We start from the raw sequence: 18,081 nt of genomic DNA on the forward strand, positions 1-18,081 counted from the left end.
GGTGCTGCGATTGGTGCATGGTGTCTTGCGCCGTATTCACTGTTAATGCTGCTCTAGCGGCGATTTTGCTTCATGATCTTTTGTTGTTCGCGGTGCCAGTCTCTTTCTTTTTCGGTATCGCGTTTATCATGCTGTTTCTTTCCCTTGGCTAGGCCAATCTGGCATTTGATTCTGCCTTTGCTGAAATGCATATTCAGAGGAACCATTGTGTAGCCAGATCGCTCGACCTTGCCGATCAATTTGCTGATTTCTGCGGCGTTCAGCAGTAATTTGCGGGTACGTACAGAGTCAGGGTGAATGTGTGTCGATGCTGTGGGCAATGCGCCAATATGTGCGCCGAACAGAAAAATCTCGCCATTTTTTACGATGACATAAGCTTCTTTCAGTTGCAGTCTGCCGGCACGTATTGCCTTGACTTCCCAACCTTGTAACACGACACCTGCCTCATATTGTTCCTCGATAAAGTAATCGTGAAAGGCCTTTTTGTTATCTGCAATACTCATGGAGGATCAAATTTCATTCTTTGCCAGATCAAAAATCATTTTGATGATTTCGGTCTGGGGGTGACTCGGTTAAAATGCGAACTGATGATTCTACCAAATGGTTCCCTTAGATGGCAGTCGTACATAAAACAGTTTTCGTCGGATATAGTGCAGAGCAAATGTTTGCGCTGGTTGATGGAGTCGAGGATTATCCTCATTTTTTGCCTTGGTGCGGTGGTGTGAATGTGCAAGAGCGTACAGAAACCAGTCTGATTGCCACGCTTTTGATTAACTATCATGGTATCAAACAACAATTTACAACTAAAAACGATAATCAGCCACCGCATTCTATGCAAATGAGCCTGATTGATGGCCCATTCAAGCAATTAACAGGCCGCTGGAAATTTATTGAGTTGCGGGCAGATGCCTGCAAAATTGAATTTGATTTGAATTATGAATTTTCAAGTAAATTTCTTGAACATCTGATTGGTCCGGTCTTCGGAAAAATTGCCAACAGTTTCGTAGACTCTTTTTGCTCTAGAGCGGAGAAAGTTTATGGCTGAAATGATGTCGGACTATATTTCAGTGCAAGTTTGTTATGCCGGTCTGGAGTCGACAAGTCTGTTGTCTTTGTCCGTGCCTGCAGAAACCAATCTGGGGGATGTAATTGAGCGTAGCGGCATCATTGAGCGGCACCCTGAAATTGATATTAGTGTTTGCAAGCTTGGTGTTTTTGGGAAATTAAAAACACTGGAGTCTTCCTTGCATGACGGGGATAGAGTCGAAATTTATCGACCGTTGATTGCTGATCCTATGGAGGCACGTCGCCGCAGAGCGAAGAAGCAACGCTAGTTGTTATCACTCAGATTCAGTCTGTCAACGGCTTTATCGACGAGATTTACTATCCTGCGATGTCAATTAGTCACTTTTATTTCATTGGCAGCCAGACAAAATTCTCTTGGCATCTGACATTTCTTTGCTCTTTTGTTCGTCTGTCATATAACTTTTCTCGCCATTTTTATCTGTAGTTGCAATCCGTATGCCAGAGTCAAGCGCTTTTTGGTATGCTTTGGCGCGCTCACAATTTTTTGCTTTATCGGTATTGGCTTGTTGTTCTTCCGCTGCCTTCTTTTCGTTTTCGGCTTGTTGTGTCCGGCGTTTATTAAATTCTTCGTTTTTACTGGCCGTCGTTACGGGTTTTTGTGGCTTGCCTGCCGTTTCGCCTGCACTTGATGCGGGTGTGTCAGTAGGCGTGCTGGCAGGTTTGGCTGGTTGGCTTGGTGATCTGATGATGCGGTTGGCTGGCGTTGATACTGGTGGTGGTGTATCAGAATACTGTTTGCTACCTTTTTCATCCAGCCACACATACTGTGCGTGCGCGCTGGCACACAAGAAGCTTGCTGTAAGTAGAAAGATAATGTGATGACGTGAAGACATTTGGGACTCGCTATTACACTGAAAGATACAAGAGTTTTACACGTAGCGAGACGACTCGGCAAGTTTTCTGTATAATTCACTTTTGCGCCTATAGGAAATGCTATGCGTTTACTCCAAAAAGCACTCACATTCGATGACGTGCTCCTTGTTCCAGCATATTCGGACATCCTCCCAAAAGATACTTCGTTGGCTACCAAGCTGACGCGTAATATCAATTTAAACATTCCACTCGTATCTGCTGCAATGGATACCGTGACTGAAGCTCGACTGGCTATCGCGATGGCACAGGAAGGCGGAATTGGTATCGTTCACAAAAACCTGACTGCCAAAGAGCAGGCTCGTGAAGTTGCGAAGGTTAAACGTTTTGAATCCGGTGTATTGCGTGATCCGATCACGATTCCTCCGAGCATGAAGATTCGTGAAGTCATTGCTCTGTCTCAACAATATGGCATCAGTGGTTTTCCAGTGGTTGAAGGCAAAACGGTCGTGGGTATTATCACCAACCGCGATCTGCGCTTTGAAGAAGAGCTGGATGCAGAAGCCCGCGCCAAAATGACGCCGCGTGAAAAACTGGTTTGTGTCAATGAAACGGCTGATTTGGCAGAAGCCAAGCGTTTGATGAATAAACACCGTCTTGAACGTGTGCTGGTAGTCAACGACGCGTTTGAATTACGTGGCCTGATTACTGTCAAAGATATTCAAAAGTCAACAGAGCATCCTTTTGCGTCTAAGGATGATCAAGGTAAGTTGCGCGTTGGTGCAGCGGTTGGCGTTGGTGCTGACAATGAAGAGCGTATTGACTTGCTGGCAAAAGCGGGTGTGGATGTGATCGTTGTTGATACAGCGCACGGTCATTCCAAAGGCGTTCTGGATCGCGTTCGCTGGGTTAAGGATAACTATCCGCATATTGAAGTCATTGGTGGAAATATCGCAACAGCCGCAGCGGCTCTGGCCTTGGTTGAGCACGGTGCTGATGCAGTGAAAGTTGGTATTGGCCCTGGTTCCATCTGCACCACGCGGATTGTCGCGGGTGTTGGTGTGCCGCAAATTTCAGCGATCGCCAATGTGGCGAATGCGCTGAAAGGCACTGGCGTTCCTTGTATCGCCGATGGCGGTGTGCGTTTTTCTGGTGACGTGTCTAAAGCCTTGGCTGCTGGCGCATCGACAGTGATGATGGGCAGTATGTTTGCTGGCACAGAAGAAGCCCCCGGCGAAGTGATTCTGTTCCAAGGTCGTAGTTATAAATCTTATCGTGGCATGGGTAGTCTGGGTGCGATGGCGGACGGCTCTGCTGACCGCTATTTCCAGGATGCTGCTAATAATGCAGACAAGCTGGTTCCAGAGGGTATCGAAGGGCGCGTGCCTTACAAAGGCAGTGTGTTGGCGATTCTGTATCAGTTAGTCGGTGGCGTACGGTCTTCGATGGGATATTGTGGTTGTGCGTCGATTGATGATTTACATACCAAGGCTGAATTTGTAGAAATTACCTCTGCCGGTATGCGTGAATCTCATGTTCATGACGTGCAGATTACGAAAGAAGCGCCTAATTATCGCGCTGACTAAAACAATAACTTGCTCGATTGCGTTTGCCGGGAGTGGAGTATGTCCAGAAAAACTGATCGATCAAGTCTGACTACGTCGATACAGGAAAATTCCGGTTTTGATCGTATGTTGGCAGAGTCGCTTGAGGCGCGTATTTTGCGCTTCGAGCGTTTCTCCATCAGGCTTTTTGGTGTTGCCAACTGTTTCGTCAGTTTTGGACATGTCGGTGGTCGACCCGGGCAAGGCGATCGTTCTATTGCTGCAATGGAAGCTGCTTTCTCAGACGCATTTCCTTTATCTGATGACATTATCCTGATCGCAGACCTGCGGGAGAGCGAAGAGTTAAGTCAGCACCGTCTCGTAGTTGGTGCGCCGTATATCCGGTTTTATGCTAGTCATCCTGTTTATGATACGGCAGGTAATTTGGTGGCATGTATTCGCTTGCTGGATTATCACGTACGCGAAATGAGTGATGAAGATACCTTGCTGTTTTCGGATTTGGCTAATCTGATGGAGCGTGAATTGGCATTTGGAGCGCTGTATCAGGCTCAAAATGAGTTGGTCAAGCAGAATCGTCAACTTAAACGAGATGCTTTGATTGATCCCTTACTGGGCACCTGGAATAAATCTGCCATTGTTCGTTCGTTGCAGATAGAAATTGAGCGTTGCCAAAAAGCGGTCAGGCCTATTGCTTTGTTGCTGGTGTCTCTGGATCAGATTGTGCGTATCCGTGATTCGTATGGCATTGTTGTCAGTGATCAGACACTGGTGAAAATGGTCAGCAGGATACGCTCTTGCATCAGGCCGTTTGATGCACTAGGACGTTTTGGTGGTGACGAGTTATTGATAGTGTTGCCAGGTGCATCGCATTTGGTAGCAACCGCAGTAGGGGAGCGCATCCGACTGGCAATTATGATGCATCCCGAAACGATAGAAAATGAACAAGCTGCATTGACGATGAGTGCAGGAGCGGTGTCTACAGACATCTTTCCCGATGCAGAGCCGGAGCTGTTAATCAGCCTCGCCGAAAAAGCCCTGTTATCCGCCCGGACAGCAGGAAACAATTGCGTTGTAATGGCTAAGCCCGCGCAACCTGACATGATAATTTGATTTATGCATTCAAAAATTCTTATTCTCGACTTTGGCTCCCAAGTCACTCAATTGATCGCACGCCGTGTCCGTGACGCTGGTGTTTTTTCTGAAGTTCATCCTTACGATGTCAGCGATGAATTTATCCGCAATTACGGCGCTGCTGGCATCATTCTGTCAGGTGGCCCAAGCAGTGTGACCGAAGGTGATACGCCACGCGCGCCGATGGCAGTATTCGACGCTGGCGTACCGGTGCTGGGTATCTGCTACGGTATGCAAACCATGGCAGAGCAACTTGGCGGCAAAGTGGAAAATGGTCTGGTACGTGAATTTGGTTACGCTGAAGTCCGTGCCCGCAGCCATACAGCATTGTTAAACGGTATCAATGATTTCGTGACACCTGAAGGCCACGGCATGCTGAAGGTCTGGATGAGTCACGGCGATAAAGTCAATGAAATGCCACCGGGTTTCAAGCTGATGGCATCAACGGATAACTGCCCGATTGCAGCAATGGCGGACGAAGATCGCCGTTTCTATGCCGTCCAGTTCCATCCCGAAGTCACGCACACTGTGCAAGGTGAGGCAATTATTGGCCGTTTTGTGCATGAAATTTGTGGCTGTAAATCTGACTGGAATATGCCGGATTACATCGCCGAAGCAGTGGCTGCAATCCGCGCTCAGGTTGGTACCGATGAAGTGATCCTCGGCTTGTCTGGCGGCGTTGACAGCAGCGTTGCTGCCGCGCTGATTCATCGCGCTATCGGTGATCAGCTGACTTGTGTGTTTGTCGATCACGGCTTGCTGCGTCTTGATGAAGGCAAGATGGTGATGGATATGTTCGCCAAAAACCTCGGTGTCAAAGTGATTCATGTTGATGCGACTGCCCAGTTCATGGGGCACCTGACCGGTGTCACTGATCCTGAAGCGAAACGTAAAATTATTGGTCGTGAATTCGTTGAGGTGTTCCAGGCAGAATCAGCCAAACTGAGCAATGCCAAATGGCTGGCGCAAGGCACGATTTATCCTGACGTGATTGAGAGTGCTGGTAAGGGCAAGAAAGGCTCGCATACCATCAAGAGTCACCATAACGTCGGTGGTTTGCCGGATACGCTGAATCTGAAACTGCTGGAACCACTGCGCGAACTGTTCAAAGACGAAGTGCGTAAACTCGGTGTTGCACTCGGTTTGCCGCATGGCATGGTATATCGTCATCCGTTCCCTGGACCTGGTCTCGGTGTGCGCATTCTTGGTGAAGTCAAAAAAGAATTTGCCGATCTGCTGCGTAAAGCCGACGCTATTTTTATCGAGGAATTACGCACGAACTTCGTTGATTCAAACGCTGAAAAACCAGTCAGCTGGTATGACGCGACTAGTCAGGCATTCGCGGTTTTCCTGCCAGTGAAATCGGTAGGCGTGATGGGCGATGGTCGCACTTACGATTACGTCGTGGCATTGCGTGCAGTGCAGACGCAGGATTTCATGACCGCCCACTGGGCACATCTGCCGCACGAGCTATTGGGCAAGGTTTCCAACCGGATTATCAATGAAGTGCGTGGCATTAATCGCGTTGTCTACGATATTTCCGGCAAACCACCTGCAACAATTGAGTGGGAATAAGACGTGACATACAGCGTCAAAGAAATTTTTTACACTTTGCAGGGCGAAGGCAATCATGCCGGTCGTCCGGCAGTGTTTTGCCGTTTTTCCGGTTGCAATTTATGGACGGGCAGGGAAGAGGATCGTGCATCAGCGGTCTGTCAGTTTTGTGATACCGATTTCCTCGGCACTGACGGTGTTGGTGGCGGTAAATTTAAATTGGCACAGGATTTGGCTGCAGCGATTAATGCCTTGTGGCCAATTTCGTATACAGCCAGTAAGTATGTGGTGTTCACTGGCGGCGAACCGTTGTTGCAACTCGATGCCGCCTTAATTGACGCGATGCATGCTGTTGGCTTTGAAATTGCAATTGAAACCAACGGCACCTTGCCAGTGCCAGACGGCGTTGACTGGATCTGCGTGAGCCCCAAAATGGGCTCTGAACTTATGGTTCGTCAAGGCAATGAAATCAAGGTCGTGATTCCGCAAATCGGACAGGATATGGCGATATACGCTAATCTTGATTTTGAACATTACTTCGTGCAAGCGATGGATGGCCCGTTAAGAGACGATAATCTGCGCCGCGCAATTGATTTCTGCAAACAGCATCCGCAATGGAAGCTGAGTTTGCAGACACATAAACTCCTACAAATTCCTTAAGCTTTACATGTTAACGATTACCCGAAAAATGGAATTCGATGCAGGCCATCGTATTCCCGATCACAGCAGCCAGTGTCGTAATTTGCACGGTCACCGCTATACTTTGCAAATCACGCTGACCGGCGATGTGGTGCAACAAGACGGCGAGTCCGATAACGGCATGATTATGGATTTTGGCGATATCAAGGCGCTGGCGAACCAGCATCTTGTCAATCTCTGGGATCACTCCTTCATCGTGTATGAGAAGGATTACATCATCAAGAATTTTCTGGAAAAATTGCCAGGACATAAAACCGTCGTGATTGATCGTGTACCGACAGTAGAAAATCTGGCGAAAATTGCTTTCGATATTTTGAAAGATGTGTATCACGACCGATTTGGTCGTAGCCTGCGCCTGACCAAAGTCACTCTGTATGAAACGCCGAATTGCTGGGCAGAGATAGACGGTTGATCGTGACTGATCAAGTACTGATTTCTACAGAAGACCAAAGGGATTTATCCTTTATGCGTCTGGCCTATGAGCAGGCAATGCTGGCTCAGGCGATTGGCGAAGTACCCGTAGGTGCTGTGCTGGTGAGGGATGGGGAGGTGATTGCTACCGGCTATAATCGACCTATTATTAACCACGATCCGACTGCCCATGCCGAAATTATGGCGTTACGGGCTGCAGCTGAGATTCTGGATAATTACCGTCTTCCTGGTTGCGAGTTATACGTCACTTTAGAGCCATGCGTGATGTGTGCGGGTGCAATGATGCATGCCAGATTGGCGCGAGTCATATTTGGTGCCAGTGATCCTAAAACAGGCGTTGCCGGTTCCGTTCTGAATCTTTTTGAACAAACACAATTGAATCATCACACGCAGATTCGTCGCGGTGTCATGGCTGACGAGTGTAGTTTGTTGCTGCGACAGTTTTTTGTCAGCAGAAGAAAAGCTGCCGCAGAAAAAAAACTTTCCTCACCAGATTCAGTTTTCACCAACCTATAAAGCGTTTTCTTCATTTTTATGTCCTCTTTGCATAGCACTCAAGGAAAATTGCCATTCACAATTGCTGTTGTCGCGCCAAGTGGTGCGCCAGTTGATGATATTGCTGTTGAACACGGTTTGCAGGTCTTAGCCCAACGGGGTTTTGGTGTGTGCAGTTATTACCGCCCTGAACAGAAGATGCAGAGATTTGGAGCGAGTGATGCCCAACGTATAGAGCAAATTTATGCGGCATCTGAAAATCCGGATGTGCACGTTGTGATGGCATTGCGCGGAAGCTATGGATTGTCACGCTTGTTACCGCAACTCGATTTTGAGCGCCTTGCTTCCAGTGGCAAAATTTTTGTAGGTTACAGTGACTTTACCCCTATGCATATGGGCTTGCTGGCAAGAGGCAGGTCGAGTCTGGCGGGGCCAATGCTATGTGATGATTTCACAAGGGAGCCTTTGTCGGATTACGCCATGACGCAATTTGAACATTGCTTGTTCAATCATCAGCATGTCATCGAATTTGTTGATGCTGCCTCTCAGGACGTCGAAGTGCGAGGCGTCTTATGGGGTGGTAATCTGGCGATGTTGACTCACTTACTTGGAACACCTTACTGGGCCGAAGTGGATCAGGGTATTTTGTTTCTGGAAGATATAGGTGAGCATCCTTATCGAGTTGAGCGCATGTTATTACAACTGCATTACGCTGGCGTTCTGGCAAAACAGAAAGCGATCGTAATCGGAGATTTTTCTGGTTACAAGTTGGCGCTGCATGACAATGGCTACGATGTGAATGCGATGCTGGACTATGTGCGTAGTGTAGTGAATGTCCCTGTCTTGACTGGTTTACCCTTCGGACACATTCGGGATCGTGCAACGCTGGTGGTCGGTAGTCATGCACACTTGCGCTCTGTTGCTGGTCAAGCGAGTCTCTCTATGGAGTATGCGCTGTAAATTGTTTTTGATTGGGTATAAGTCAACGTGCATTCATCGCGTTTTAGCCGGAATGATGCAAGTGCAGTTGATGCATAAAAATGTTTGATGAGTGTGTTGCCGATTCGCTGAATTGAGACTACCCATAAAAAAACCACCCAGACAGCGGGTGGTTTTTTTATTTTAAGACACAGAATTAATCTGCGGCGTAAATGTCATTGTCTTTTGTTTCGCGTACAAACAATACACCAATGACGAAGGTCATCAGCGCGATGATGATTGGGTACCACAGGCCATAGTAAATGTCGCCTTTAAATGCCACCAGAGCGAATGCTGTTGTTGGCAGCAAACCACCGAACCAGCCATTGCCGATGTGGTAAGGCAGGGACATCGATGTGTAGCGGATGCGTGTTGGGAACATTTCAACCAGCATCGCTGCAATCGGACCATACACCATCGTAACGTACAACACCAGAATAGTCAGCAAGACCAGAACCATTGGTTTGTTGATTTGACTAGGATCTGCTTTGGCAGGATAGCCTGCGCCTTTGATTGCATCAGCCAATTCTTTGGAAAATGCTTTGTCTTTCGCCGCAGCTTCCTCTTTTGGCAAACCATTGGAACTGTAAGAAGTAATAACCTTGTCGCCAACTTTGACTGTTGCCGCTGTTCCTGCTGGTGCTACTTCGTTAGCATAGTTGACAGATGCAGCAGCCAGTTTTGCTTTTACGATGTCGCATGAGGAAGTGAATTTCTTCGTACCAGTTGGGTTGAATTGGAATTGACAGTCATTTGGATCAGCTGTTACAACGACAGGTGCATTTTTCAGAGCTGATTCCAGTGCTGGGTTAGCGTAATGAGTCAATGCGCTGAAGATAGGGAAATACGTCAGTGCAGCGATCAGGCAGCCAGCAAGGATGATAGGCTTGCGGCCAATTTTGTCAGACAGAGAGCCGAATATGATGAAGAATGGCGTACCGATCACCAGAGAGGCAGCGATCAGCATATTTGCTGTTGCGCCATCGACTTTCAGTGTCTGCTGCAGGAAGAACAATGCATAGAACTGACCTGTGTACCAAACGACTGCTTGACCTGCTGTCAAACCGACCAAAGCCAGAATAACGATCTTCAGATTTTTCCATTGACCGAAAGATTCTGTTAATGGTGCTTTTGACGTTTTGCCTTCTGCTTTCATTTTTGCAAACGCTGGGGATTCATGCATGGACAGACGAATCCAGACAGAAATAGCCAACAGGAAAACAGAAACCAGGAAAGGAACGCGCCAGCCCCAGGCTGCAAATTCTTCTTCACCAATCGCAGTACGTGTACCCAAAATCACCATCAGGGATAAAAACAAACCCAGTGTTGCTGTTGTTTGGATCCAGGCAGTGTATGCGCCGCGTTTATCATGAGGTGCATGCTCGGCAACATAAGTTGCGGCACCGCCGTATTCGCCACCGAGTGCCAGACCTTGCAAAATACGTAAGCTTACCAGAATGATTGGTGCTGTAATGCCGATAGAGGCGTAGCTTGGTAACAAACCTACGCCGAAAGTCGCGCCACCCATGAGCAGGATCGTTACCAGGAACGTATATTTACGACCAATCATGTCACCCAGACGACCAAATACCAAAGCGCCGAATGGACGAACAATAAATCCGGCTGCGAAAGCCAGCAACGCGAAAATAAATGCAGTATTAGGATCTGTTCCTGCAAAGAACTGTTTGGCAATAATGGAAGCCAAAGAACCATACAGATAAAAATCGTACCATTCAAATACGGTGCCTAGAGAAGACGCAAAAATTACTTTGCGTTCTTCAGCTGTCATGCCGCCTGACGCTGTTTGTGCTGTCGCCATGCTTGTCTCCTGTTTTGTTTTAAAGTGTGTATGGGCAAAAGCAGTTATGTGCAGTTGTTTTATTCCAAACTGCTTTTTGCGCAAGTTCAGTGTGATTGTCAAAACTTACGGCATGCTTTCTTGAAACTTACAGAAACTTACATATTTATAAAAAAAGCGGTTTGTTGCAGAATTTATCAAAATAAAACGACTGAGAAAATTTACGAACGGTCGTACTAATATTGTGATATTCTCATATTCGTTCATCTGGAGCGGTGGCATATGCGCTGTCAGAATGTGTGGAATATTTGCGTTGACACAGGCAGTGTCAGGCTCAAAATGCTCCGGTAATTGTTTTGAAACAGGTTTTAAAACGTGCTTTCAAACACGCTTTAAAACAGCAGCAACAGTAATTTGCCGTAATTTGTTTTTGCGATGTATTTTTGTAATTCATTTTTCAGCTTCCCATTCATTGCAGTAATCACGATTTTTCTCAATATAACTAGGAGATCAACATGTCTGACGCAGTCATCGTATCCACCGCACGTACCGGTTTAGCAAAATCCTGGAAGGGTGCATTTAATATGACTCATGGTGCTTCTTTGGGCGGCCATGTGTTGAATGCTGCTATCGAACGCGCAAAAATTGATGCGGCGGAAGTCGAAGACGTCATCATGGGTTGTGCTACGCCAGAAGGCGCGACTGGTAGCAATATTGCCCGTCAGATTGCGTTGCGCGCAGGTTGCCCAGTAACGACAGCAGGCATGACGGTGAATCGATTCTGTTCATCAGGTTTGCAGACGATTGCGCTGGCTGCGCAGCGTATTATTGCCGGTGAGGGCGATATCTACGCCGCTGGTGGCGTTGAATCCATTTCTTGCGTTCAGAACGAAGCGAATACGCACATGATTATGGATCCGTGGTTGAAAGAGCACAAACCAGAAGTTTACTGGCCAATGTTACAAACGGCGGAAATGGTGGCGAAGCGCTACAACATTCCACGTGATCGTATGGACGAATATGGTGTGCAGAGTCAGTTGCGTGCTGCTGCTGCGCAGGCTGCCGGTTTGTTTAATGCCGAAATCGTTCCAATGACGACAGTCATGGGCGTGGCCGATAAAGCGACTGGCATGCTGGTTTCGAAAGAAGTGACAATTTCTGCGGATGAAGGTATCCGCGCTGATACGACGCTGGAAGGTGTTTCAAAAATCCGTACTGCTGTTCCAGGCGGTGTGATTTCTGCGGGAAATGCCAGCCAGTTCTCTGATGGCGCATCTGTGGCAATCCTGATGAATAGTAAAGTGGCAGAAGCGAAAGGCCTGCAACCATTGGGTATTTTCAGAGGCTTTGCCATCGCCGGATGTGAGCCAGATGAAATGGGTATCGGTCCTGTATTTGCGATTCCTAAATTGTTGAAAAAGGCCGGTCTGAAAGTAGAAGATATTGGCTTGTGGGAACTCAATGAAGCATTTGCTGTTCAAGTCTTGTATTGTGCTGACAAGCTCGGCATTCCTCTGGATAAACTGAATGTTAACGGTGGTGCGATTGCAGTTGGGCATCCATATGGTGTGTCTGGTGCACGTCTGACAGGTCACGCGCTGATTGAAGGTAAGCGTCGTGGTGCCAAATATGTGGTTGTGACCATGTGTATTGGTGGTGGTCAGGGCGCAGCCGGTTTGTTTGAAGTCGTCTAAGGTCGCTGCTTGCTAGGGATGCACGCTTCCGGCGTCGGGAGTGTGCATTAATTGGTGTGTTGTCTTACTTTACCCAAATCACTATGCAATCAAAAATTATTCCCCGCCGCGATCTCGATTTTTTGCTGTACGAATGGCTGAATGTCGAATCCTTAAATCAACGCCCACGTTTCTCCGAGCACAATCGGGAAACATTTAATGCGGCGCTTGATACCTGTGAGCAAATAGCGACTGAATTATTTGCCCCTCACAACAAAAAAAGTGACCAGAACGAACCTCATTTTGATGGTGACGTCGTCCACATGATTCCTGAAGTAAAGACTGCGCTGAACGCATTTTGCGAAGCCGGTCTGATGGCTGCGGGACATGACTTTGATATCGGCGGCATGCAATTGCCGTATGTGGTTGAAAAGGCTGGTTTTGCCTATTTTAAAGGCGCCAATGTCGGTACATCCTCCTATCCCTTTTTGACCATCGGTAATGCCAATACACTGATGAAGTGTGGCACTCCCCAGCAAATCGAGATGTTTGCCAAGCCTATGCTCGAAGGGCGCTTTTTTGGCACCATGTGTCTGTCGGAGCCACAGGCCGGTTCTAGTTTGTCTGACATCGTTACCCGTGCAGAACCTCAGGCTGATGGTAGTTACCGTCTGACTGGGAATAAAATGTGGATTTCTGCCGGTGAGCACGAGTTATCCGAGAATATTATTCATCTGGTTTTGGCAAAAGTACCCGATGAAAATGGAAAACTGATTCCCGGTGTCAAAGGTATTTCTCTGTTCATCGTGCCCAAGAAACTAGTGAATGAAGATGGCAGTCTGGGTGAACGTAATGACGTTGTCCTCGCCGGTTTGAATCATAAGATGGGCTATCGTGGAACGACCAACTGCCTGCTCAATTTTGGTGAGGGTAAATTCAAGCCGCAAGGGAAGGCGGGCGCGATCGGCTATCTGGTCGGTACCTTGCATCGTGGTCTGGCCAATATGTTTCATATGATGAATGAAGCACGGATTGGTGTGGGTCTTGGCGCAGTCATGCTGGGCTATACCGGTTATCTGCACGCGCTGGACTATGCGCGCAATCGTCCGCAAGGTCGTGCGCCGTTGAACAAAGATCCGGCTGAACCGCAACGTCCGATTATTGAGCATACAGATGTCAAGCGCATGTTGCTGGCTCAAAAGGCGTATGTCGAGGGTGGACTTGCATTGAGCCTGTATTGTTCACGTCTGGTGGATGAAGAAAAAACAGGCACCACGCCGGAAGAGCGTATACACGCTGCACAGTTGCTGGAAATACTGACCCCTATCGTTAAATCCTGGCCATCGCAATGGTGCCTGGAGGCGAACAATCTGGCGATTCAGGTGCATGGTGGCTACGGGTATACCCGCGAATACAATGTCGAACAGTTTTATCGTGACAATCGTCTGAATCCGATTCATGAAGGAACGCATGGTATTCAAGGACTGGATTTACTTGGACGTAAAGTAACCATGCAGCAGGGGCTGGCATTGGAAACACTCGGCGAAGTCATGAATAAGACTCTCGTCAGAGCCACGGCGCAACCTGAGTTGGCGGGTTACGCCAAATCCTTGGCGCGCGTTCTGGAGCGTGTTGCAACTGTCACCAAGCAGTTACACGCCTGTGGTGATTTGAACAAAACGCTGGCAAATGCATCGGCTTATCTGGAAGCATTCGGACATACCGTCGTTGCATGGATATGGTTGGAACAAGCCTTATTGTGTCTGCATAAAGAAAATCATCATGATGCTGATTTCTATGCAGGTAAATTGCAGGCCTGCAAGTACTTCTTCCGCTGGGAATTGCCTAAAGTACATACGCAGCTGGATTTGCTGGCGAGTATCGATACGACGACATTCGACATGAAAGATGCATGGTTTTAATACTCCTACCGAGTATATAAATTCCCCACGGTAAATATCAGGGCTACCGGGCGTATTTTGCACATACTCCCGGTAAGTGATTGCTAAATTAAAAAAACGGAGACGCAGCATGAGTAATAATGTACGCACTACACAACAGTTATTTAATCTTGCAGGCAAGACAGCGCTGATCACTGGCGGATCACGCGGCCTGGGCTTGCAAATGGCAGAGGCTCTTGGCGAACAAGGCGCACGTATCGTTTTATCTTCACGCAAACAGGCTGATCTGGATGATGCAGTTGCTCATCTCAAGAGCCGTGGAATCGATGCCAGCGCGATTGCCGCTGATTTATCAAAAGAAAGCGCTGTTACGCCTTTGGTTGATGAAGCTATCGCCCGTCTTGGTCATATCGATATTCTGATCAACAATGCTGGTGCTACCTGGGGCGCTCCCGCAGAAGATCACCCTGTCGAGGCATGGGATAAGGTGATGAATCTGAATATTCGCAGCATATTCCTGATGTCGCAGGCAGTTGGTAAGCGTTCGATGATTCCGCGTAAGACCGGTCGTATCATCAATATTGCCTCTATCGCGGGTCTGTCTGGTAATGGACCTGGAACGATGCAAACCATCGCCTACAACACGTCCAAAGGTGCCGTAGTCAACTTCACCCGCACGCTTGCTGGCGAATGGGGCGTGTATGGCATTACCGTGAATGCGATTGCTCCGGGATTTTTCCCCTCCAAAATGACACATGGCATTCTTGATCAGTTAGGCGAAGAAAAATTAGCCAAAGAAGCGCCATTACAGCGTATCGGCGACGATGAAGATCTGAAAGGTGCCGCGCTTTTGTTTGCCTCTGATGCCGGAAAACACATCACTGGGCAGATACTGGCAGTAGATGGTGGCGTTTCTGCAGTCTGATTTTTTCAGGAATACTGATCATGACGCTTCCTATTCCGCAGCCAACACCGGTGCTTAATCCCTTTTTGCATGATCTGGGAGTTGAGTTTTTAGCGATGGAAAATGGGCAGGCTGTTATCGCACTTGATTTGAGCGGGCGGCACATGAACAGCTGGCAGATCACGCATGGCGGCGTCATTATGACGATGTTGGATGTCGCGATGGCAATGGCAGGTCGCTCCCTGAGCAGTGATTTGAAAGGGGTTGTGACGGTGGAAATGAAGACGACATTTCTACAACCCGGAGGTGTGCCGGGTGGTCGTATCGAGGCGCGTGGCAAAGCATTTCACCAGTCAACGACGATGTGTTTTTGCGAAGGTGAAGTCTGGAATGGCGATCGCCTGATCGCGAAAGCCATGGGGACGTTTAAATATCTACGTCGCCTTAAATCCGGTGAAAATATGAAAAAGTTGTACGGCAGTGATTAAGTTGCGATCGGGAGACCACACATTTTCTGTTTCTGTTTCTGTTGTGTGGTTTTCAAAGTAATTTAATGAGGACGGATTGGTATGTGGATGGCGCCCCATATCATTCCTCCACATAAGAACTATGTTGACGACATTGGCTTTAAAAGTTGATTTACCGAGTTGGCTTCGGGAGCTGGCTGAATGTGCTGATTGAATGAAATGACTCAATGAGTTGATTCATTGATTGAACCTCATCAGCTCGCTTATTAACTCAACCTCGTCAATAAGTTCGACCAAGATTCAACGTCCATAAAAGGTAAATTCAACTCAAGCGTCAGCAGGTATGAATTTACTTTGGAATATAGCAAACGCAGTGCTGGCAAGTTCTTATTCATCCAACAGTCATGGAAGCAGGAGACAAACATGCAGCAAGCTTTATCCGTTGATGCGGTTGCAGGCTATACCGATCAGTTTTTATACTGAATTATTTATCCCACCTGGTACAAATAATAATGCACCAATGCCACTACGCTGGATGGGTGCGGGGATTCCCTGCGTCAACTGCGCGTAGTACCGATACTACTTTGTGCTTCAGCGGCACAATCTACCAATAAATAAACGAGACCAAGATGAACAACAGTTACCAACGTATTGTGATGGCGTCCCGCCCGAACGGTGAAGTAAAAGTAGAAAATTTTCGCCTGGAGACGGTACCCGTGCCCGAGATTAACGACGGCGAAGTGTTGATCCGCAATCATTTTTTATCGCTTGACCCTTACATGCGTATGCGGATGGAGGATGTCAAAAGTTATGCTGCGCCTCAGGCAATCGGCGACACCATGATTGGTGGCACAGCAGGTCAGATTGTGGCGACAAAAAATCCTAAATTTGCGATCGGCGATTACGTTGTCGGCATGCAGGGATGGGCAGAAATGGGGGTATCGGACGGTACTTTGTTACGTAAAGTCGATACGACGCATATTCCCTTATCAGCCTATCTTGGCGCAGTGGGAATGCCGGGAATGACTGCATGGTATGGATTTACGCAAATCATGCAAGCTAAGCCGGGCGAGACCATCGTTGTGTCAGCAGCGAGTGGTGCGGTTGGCAGTGTGGTTGGTCAGTTAGCCAAATTGCGTGGCTGTCGTGCAGTAGGTATTGCCGGTGGCGCAGAAAAATGCGCTTACGTCGTGAATGAACTGGGCTTTGATGCCTGCATCGACTACAAGGCAGGCAATCTGCTGGCCGACCTTGCCGCCGCTACGCCGGATGGCATTGATGCGATTTTTGAAAATGTCGGCGGCGAAATTTTTGATGCTTGTCTGAGTCGTATGAATCCTTTTGGTCGTATTGCCTTATGCGGCATGATCGCAGGCTACGATGGTGAGCCTTTACCGATCAAAAATACCCGGGTTTTATTGACCATGCGCTTGAGCATGCGCGGCTTTATTGTCTCTGAATACCCTGAATTATGGCCACAGGGTTTGAAAGAACTGGGGGGTCTTGCAGCGACTGGCAAGCTGAAATTTCGCGAGTCTGTTGCACCGGGCCTTGCTGCAGCGCCGGAAGCATTTCTTGGTTTGCTGAAGGGGAAAAATTTTGGCAAACAACTCGTTAAATTAAACTGAGAAATCGGAATAATAGCTATGTCAGAAATTATTTTTCATCATTATCCGATATCGCCTTTTTCAGAAAAAATCCGCCTGATTTTTGGTATGAAAAAGATCAATTGGACATCAGTGATGATCCCGCCAATCATGCCCAAGCCTGATGTGGTTGCCTTGACTGGTGGCTACCGCCGTACGCCGATATTGCAGATAGGTGCAGACGTCTATTGCGATACTGCCCTGATTGCAGATGTGCTCGACAAGCTGGTGCCCACCCCCTCGCTCTATCCGCCAGCGATTGCCGGATTAGCCCGCACACTGGCACAGTGGGCAGATACGACCCTGTTCTGGACTGCTATCGCCTACACGTTTCAGCCGGCGGCCATGTCATCGATTCTGGGAAATATATCTCCCGAACAAATGCAGGCTTTTGCAGCAGATCGCGCCGCCATGCGCGCTGGCGCACCGAGAATCAGCTTATCGGAAGCGACAGTGCAACTGCATGAATACTTGCGTCGCCTCAGTAATATGTTGGGACACGGACAAGCCTATCTGCTTGGTGCGGATGCGAGTATCGCTGATTTTTCTGTGTATCACGCGTTATGGTTTATCCGTCGCGTAGCAGCCGTCAACAGTATTCTGGATAGCTATCCTGCGGTATTGAAATGGATGGATCAGGTGGCAGCATTTGGTCATCATCATGCTGAAAAAATGAGCAGTGGCGATGCATTGGATATTGCACGTAATGCTGTTGCAAGTGATGTCGGTACGACTGAATTTGTTGATACTCACGGCATTGCGTTGGGTGAACAGGTCAGCGTGATGCCCGCAGATTATGCATTTGATCCGGTGATTGGTGAATTAGTGCTGGCAACACACAACCAGATCGCAGTGCGTCGTCAGGATGAGCGCGCTGGCACGGTGGTGGTGCACTTTCCAAGACTTGGGTTTCAGATGAAGCGTGTCGGATAAGAGATGAAA

Annotated in this window: 18 protein-coding genes; 15 read left to right on the top strand and 3 right to left on the bottom strand. The window is 48.0% G+C overall.

Translation table 11 applies throughout. The features are described from left to right. Window positions 1-53: 53 nt before the first annotated feature. A complete protein-coding gene (gene smpB / locus ACO0LB_RS16105) occupies window positions 54-503 on the bottom strand; it encodes an SsrA-binding protein SmpB (protein WP_423050877.1) in 450 nt (149 codons plus the stop codon). Between the two features lie 110 nt (window positions 504-613). Here smpB and ACO0LB_RS16110 point away from each other — a divergent pair, with 110 nt between their 5' ends. Together ACO0LB_RS16110 and ACO0LB_RS16115 are read left to right on the top strand one after the other, a co-directional pair. Further along, on the top strand, window positions 614-1,045 hold the full coding sequence (locus ACO0LB_RS16110) for a type II toxin-antitoxin system RatA family toxin (RefSeq protein ID WP_423050879.1): 432 nt from the start codon (window positions 614-616) through the stop codon (window positions 1,043-1,045). Continuing rightward, window positions 1,038-1,334, top strand: a complete 297-nt coding sequence (locus ACO0LB_RS16115) for an RnfH family protein (protein ID WP_423050881.1) — start codon at window positions 1,038-1,040, stop codon at window positions 1,332-1,334. The genes ACO0LB_RS16110 and ACO0LB_RS16115 overlap by 8 nt, the downstream gene beginning before the upstream one ends. Before the next feature lie 81 nt (window positions 1,335-1,415). On the opposite strand, the gene ACO0LB_RS16120 is transcribed toward ACO0LB_RS16115, so the two are convergent. Continuing rightward, window positions 1,416-1,919 (bottom strand): DUF4124 domain-containing protein, encoded by a 504-nt coding sequence (locus ACO0LB_RS16120; protein WP_423050883.1) that lies wholly within the window; start codon window positions 1,917-1,919, stop codon window positions 1,416-1,418. 102 nt (window positions 1,920-2,021) lie between these two features. Here ACO0LB_RS16120 and guaB point away from each other — a divergent pair, with 102 nt between their 5' ends. From guaB to ACO0LB_RS16155, 7 genes are read left to right on the top strand one after another with little or no spacing between them, the layout of a single operon-like run. Beyond that, on the top strand, window positions 2,022-3,482 hold the full coding sequence (guaB, locus tag ACO0LB_RS16125) for an IMP dehydrogenase (RefSeq protein WP_423050885.1): 1,461 nt from the start codon (window positions 2,022-2,024) through the stop codon (window positions 3,480-3,482). A gap of 39 nt (window positions 3,483-3,521) precedes the next feature. Next, window positions 3,522-4,571, top strand: a complete 1,050-nt coding sequence (locus ACO0LB_RS16130; protein ID WP_423050887.1) for a GGDEF domain-containing protein — start codon at window positions 3,522-3,524, stop codon at window positions 4,569-4,571. A gap of 3 nt (window positions 4,572-4,574) precedes the next feature. Then, window positions 4,575-6,167 (top strand): glutamine-hydrolyzing GMP synthase, encoded by a 1,593-nt coding sequence (guaA, locus tag ACO0LB_RS16135; protein WP_423050889.1) that lies wholly within the window; start codon window positions 4,575-4,577, stop codon window positions 6,165-6,167. Between the two features lie 3 nt (window positions 6,168-6,170). Further along, window positions 6,171-6,806, top strand: a complete 636-nt coding sequence (queE, locus tag ACO0LB_RS16140) for a 7-carboxy-7-deazaguanine synthase (protein ID WP_423050891.1) — start codon at window positions 6,171-6,173, stop codon at window positions 6,804-6,806. 7 nt (window positions 6,807-6,813) lie between these two features. Continuing rightward, complete coding sequence (gene queD, locus ACO0LB_RS16145) at window positions 6,814-7,257, top strand: 6-carboxytetrahydropterin synthase QueD (RefSeq protein WP_423050893.1); 444 nt, start codon at window positions 6,814-6,816, stop codon at window positions 7,255-7,257. A 2-nt stretch (window positions 7,258-7,259) separates the two neighbouring features. Continuing rightward, window positions 7,260-7,793: a tRNA adenosine(34) deaminase TadA gene (gene tadA / locus ACO0LB_RS16150; RefSeq protein WP_423050895.1), complete on the top strand. Its 534-nt coding sequence runs from the start codon at window positions 7,260-7,262 to the stop codon at window positions 7,791-7,793. Between the two features lie 18 nt (window positions 7,794-7,811). Continuing rightward, the gene (locus ACO0LB_RS16155) at window positions 7,812-8,732 is read left to right on the top strand and encodes an LD-carboxypeptidase (RefSeq protein ID WP_423050897.1); all 921 of its coding nucleotides are present in this window, start codon (window positions 7,812-7,814) and stop codon (window positions 8,730-8,732) included. A 175-nt stretch (window positions 8,733-8,907) separates the two neighbouring features. Here ACO0LB_RS16155 and ACO0LB_RS16160 read toward each other — a convergent pair whose 3' ends face one another. Next, window positions 8,908-10,569 carry an MFS transporter gene (locus tag ACO0LB_RS16160; protein WP_423050899.1) on the bottom strand — a complete coding sequence of 554 codons (1,662 nt, stop codon included), beginning with the start codon at window positions 10,567-10,569 and terminating at the stop codon, window positions 8,908-8,910. 494 nt (window positions 10,570-11,063) lie between these two features. Between ACO0LB_RS16160 and ACO0LB_RS16165 the strand changes: the two genes are divergently transcribed. From ACO0LB_RS16165 to ACO0LB_RS16190, 6 genes are all read left to right on the top strand, one after another. Then, window positions 11,064-12,242, top strand: a complete 1,179-nt coding sequence (locus tag ACO0LB_RS16165; RefSeq protein WP_423050901.1) for an acetyl-CoA C-acyltransferase — start codon at window positions 11,064-11,066, stop codon at window positions 12,240-12,242. 83 nt (window positions 12,243-12,325) lie between these two features. Next, window positions 12,326-14,143, top strand: a complete 1,818-nt coding sequence (locus ACO0LB_RS16170) for an acyl-CoA dehydrogenase (protein ID WP_423050903.1) — start codon at window positions 12,326-12,328, stop codon at window positions 14,141-14,143. 109 nt (window positions 14,144-14,252) lie between these two features. After that, window positions 14,253-15,047 carry an SDR family oxidoreductase gene (locus tag ACO0LB_RS16175; protein WP_423050905.1) on the top strand — a complete coding sequence of 265 codons (795 nt, stop codon included), beginning with the start codon at window positions 14,253-14,255 and terminating at the stop codon, window positions 15,045-15,047. A 20-nt stretch (window positions 15,048-15,067) separates the two neighbouring features. Next, on the top strand, window positions 15,068-15,514 hold the full coding sequence (locus tag ACO0LB_RS16180; RefSeq protein ID WP_423050907.1) for a PaaI family thioesterase: 447 nt from the start codon (window positions 15,068-15,070) through the stop codon (window positions 15,512-15,514). 608 nt (window positions 15,515-16,122) lie between these two features. Further along, the gene (locus ACO0LB_RS16185; RefSeq protein WP_423050909.1) at window positions 16,123-17,121 is read left to right on the top strand and encodes an NADP-dependent oxidoreductase; all 999 of its coding nucleotides are present in this window, start codon (window positions 16,123-16,125) and stop codon (window positions 17,119-17,121) included. A gap of 18 nt (window positions 17,122-17,139) precedes the next feature. Next, window positions 17,140-18,072 carry a glutathione S-transferase family protein gene (locus ACO0LB_RS16190; RefSeq protein ID WP_423050911.1) on the top strand — a complete coding sequence of 311 codons (933 nt, stop codon included), beginning with the start codon at window positions 17,140-17,142 and terminating at the stop codon, window positions 18,070-18,072. The last annotated feature ends 9 nt before the right edge of the window (window positions 18,073-18,081 follow it).

Origin of the sequence: Undibacterium sp. SXout7W, from assembly GCF_049339385.1 — a bacterium.
Taxonomy (GTDB): Bacteria; Pseudomonadota; Gammaproteobacteria; order Burkholderiales; family Burkholderiaceae_D; genus Undibacterium.

Coding starts and splice junctions, on each gene's coding strand:
- smpB (WP_423050877.1), bottom strand. CDS start 503: ATGAGTATTGCAGATAACAAAAAGGCCTTTCACGATTACTTTATCGAG.
- ACO0LB_RS16110 (WP_423050879.1), top strand. CDS start 614: ATGGCAGTCGTACATAAAACAGTTTTCGTCGGATATAGTGCAGAGCAA.
- ACO0LB_RS16115 (WP_423050881.1), top strand. CDS start 1,038: ATGGCTGAAATGATGTCGGACTATATTTCAGTGCAAGTTTGTTATGCC.
- ACO0LB_RS16120 (WP_423050883.1), bottom strand. CDS start 1,919: ATGTCTTCACGTCATCACATTATCTTTCTACTTACAGCAAGCTTCTTG.
- guaB (WP_423050885.1), top strand. CDS start 2,022: ATGCGTTTACTCCAAAAAGCACTCACATTCGATGACGTGCTCCTTGTT.
- ACO0LB_RS16130 (WP_423050887.1), top strand. CDS start 3,522: ATGTCCAGAAAAACTGATCGATCAAGTCTGACTACGTCGATACAGGAA.
- guaA (WP_423050889.1), top strand. CDS start 4,575: ATGCATTCAAAAATTCTTATTCTCGACTTTGGCTCCCAAGTCACTCAA.
- queD (WP_423050893.1), top strand. CDS start 6,814: ATGTTAACGATTACCCGAAAAATGGAATTCGATGCAGGCCATCGTATT.
- ACO0LB_RS16155 (WP_423050897.1), top strand. CDS start 7,812: ATGTCCTCTTTGCATAGCACTCAAGGAAAATTGCCATTCACAATTGCT.
- ACO0LB_RS16160 (WP_423050899.1), bottom strand. CDS start 10,569: ATGGCGACAGCACAAACAGCGTCAGGCGGCATGACAGCTGAAGAACGC.
- ACO0LB_RS16165 (WP_423050901.1), top strand. CDS start 11,064: ATGTCTGACGCAGTCATCGTATCCACCGCACGTACCGGTTTAGCAAAA.
- ACO0LB_RS16170 (WP_423050903.1), top strand. CDS start 12,326: ATGCAATCAAAAATTATTCCCCGCCGCGATCTCGATTTTTTGCTGTAC.
- ACO0LB_RS16175 (WP_423050905.1), top strand. CDS start 14,253: ATGAGTAATAATGTACGCACTACACAACAGTTATTTAATCTTGCAGGC.
- ACO0LB_RS16180 (WP_423050907.1), top strand. CDS start 15,068: ATGACGCTTCCTATTCCGCAGCCAACACCGGTGCTTAATCCCTTTTTG.
- ACO0LB_RS16185 (WP_423050909.1), top strand. CDS start 16,123: ATGAACAACAGTTACCAACGTATTGTGATGGCGTCCCGCCCGAACGGT.
- ACO0LB_RS16190 (WP_423050911.1), top strand. CDS start 17,140: ATGTCAGAAATTATTTTTCATCATTATCCGATATCGCCTTTTTCAGAA.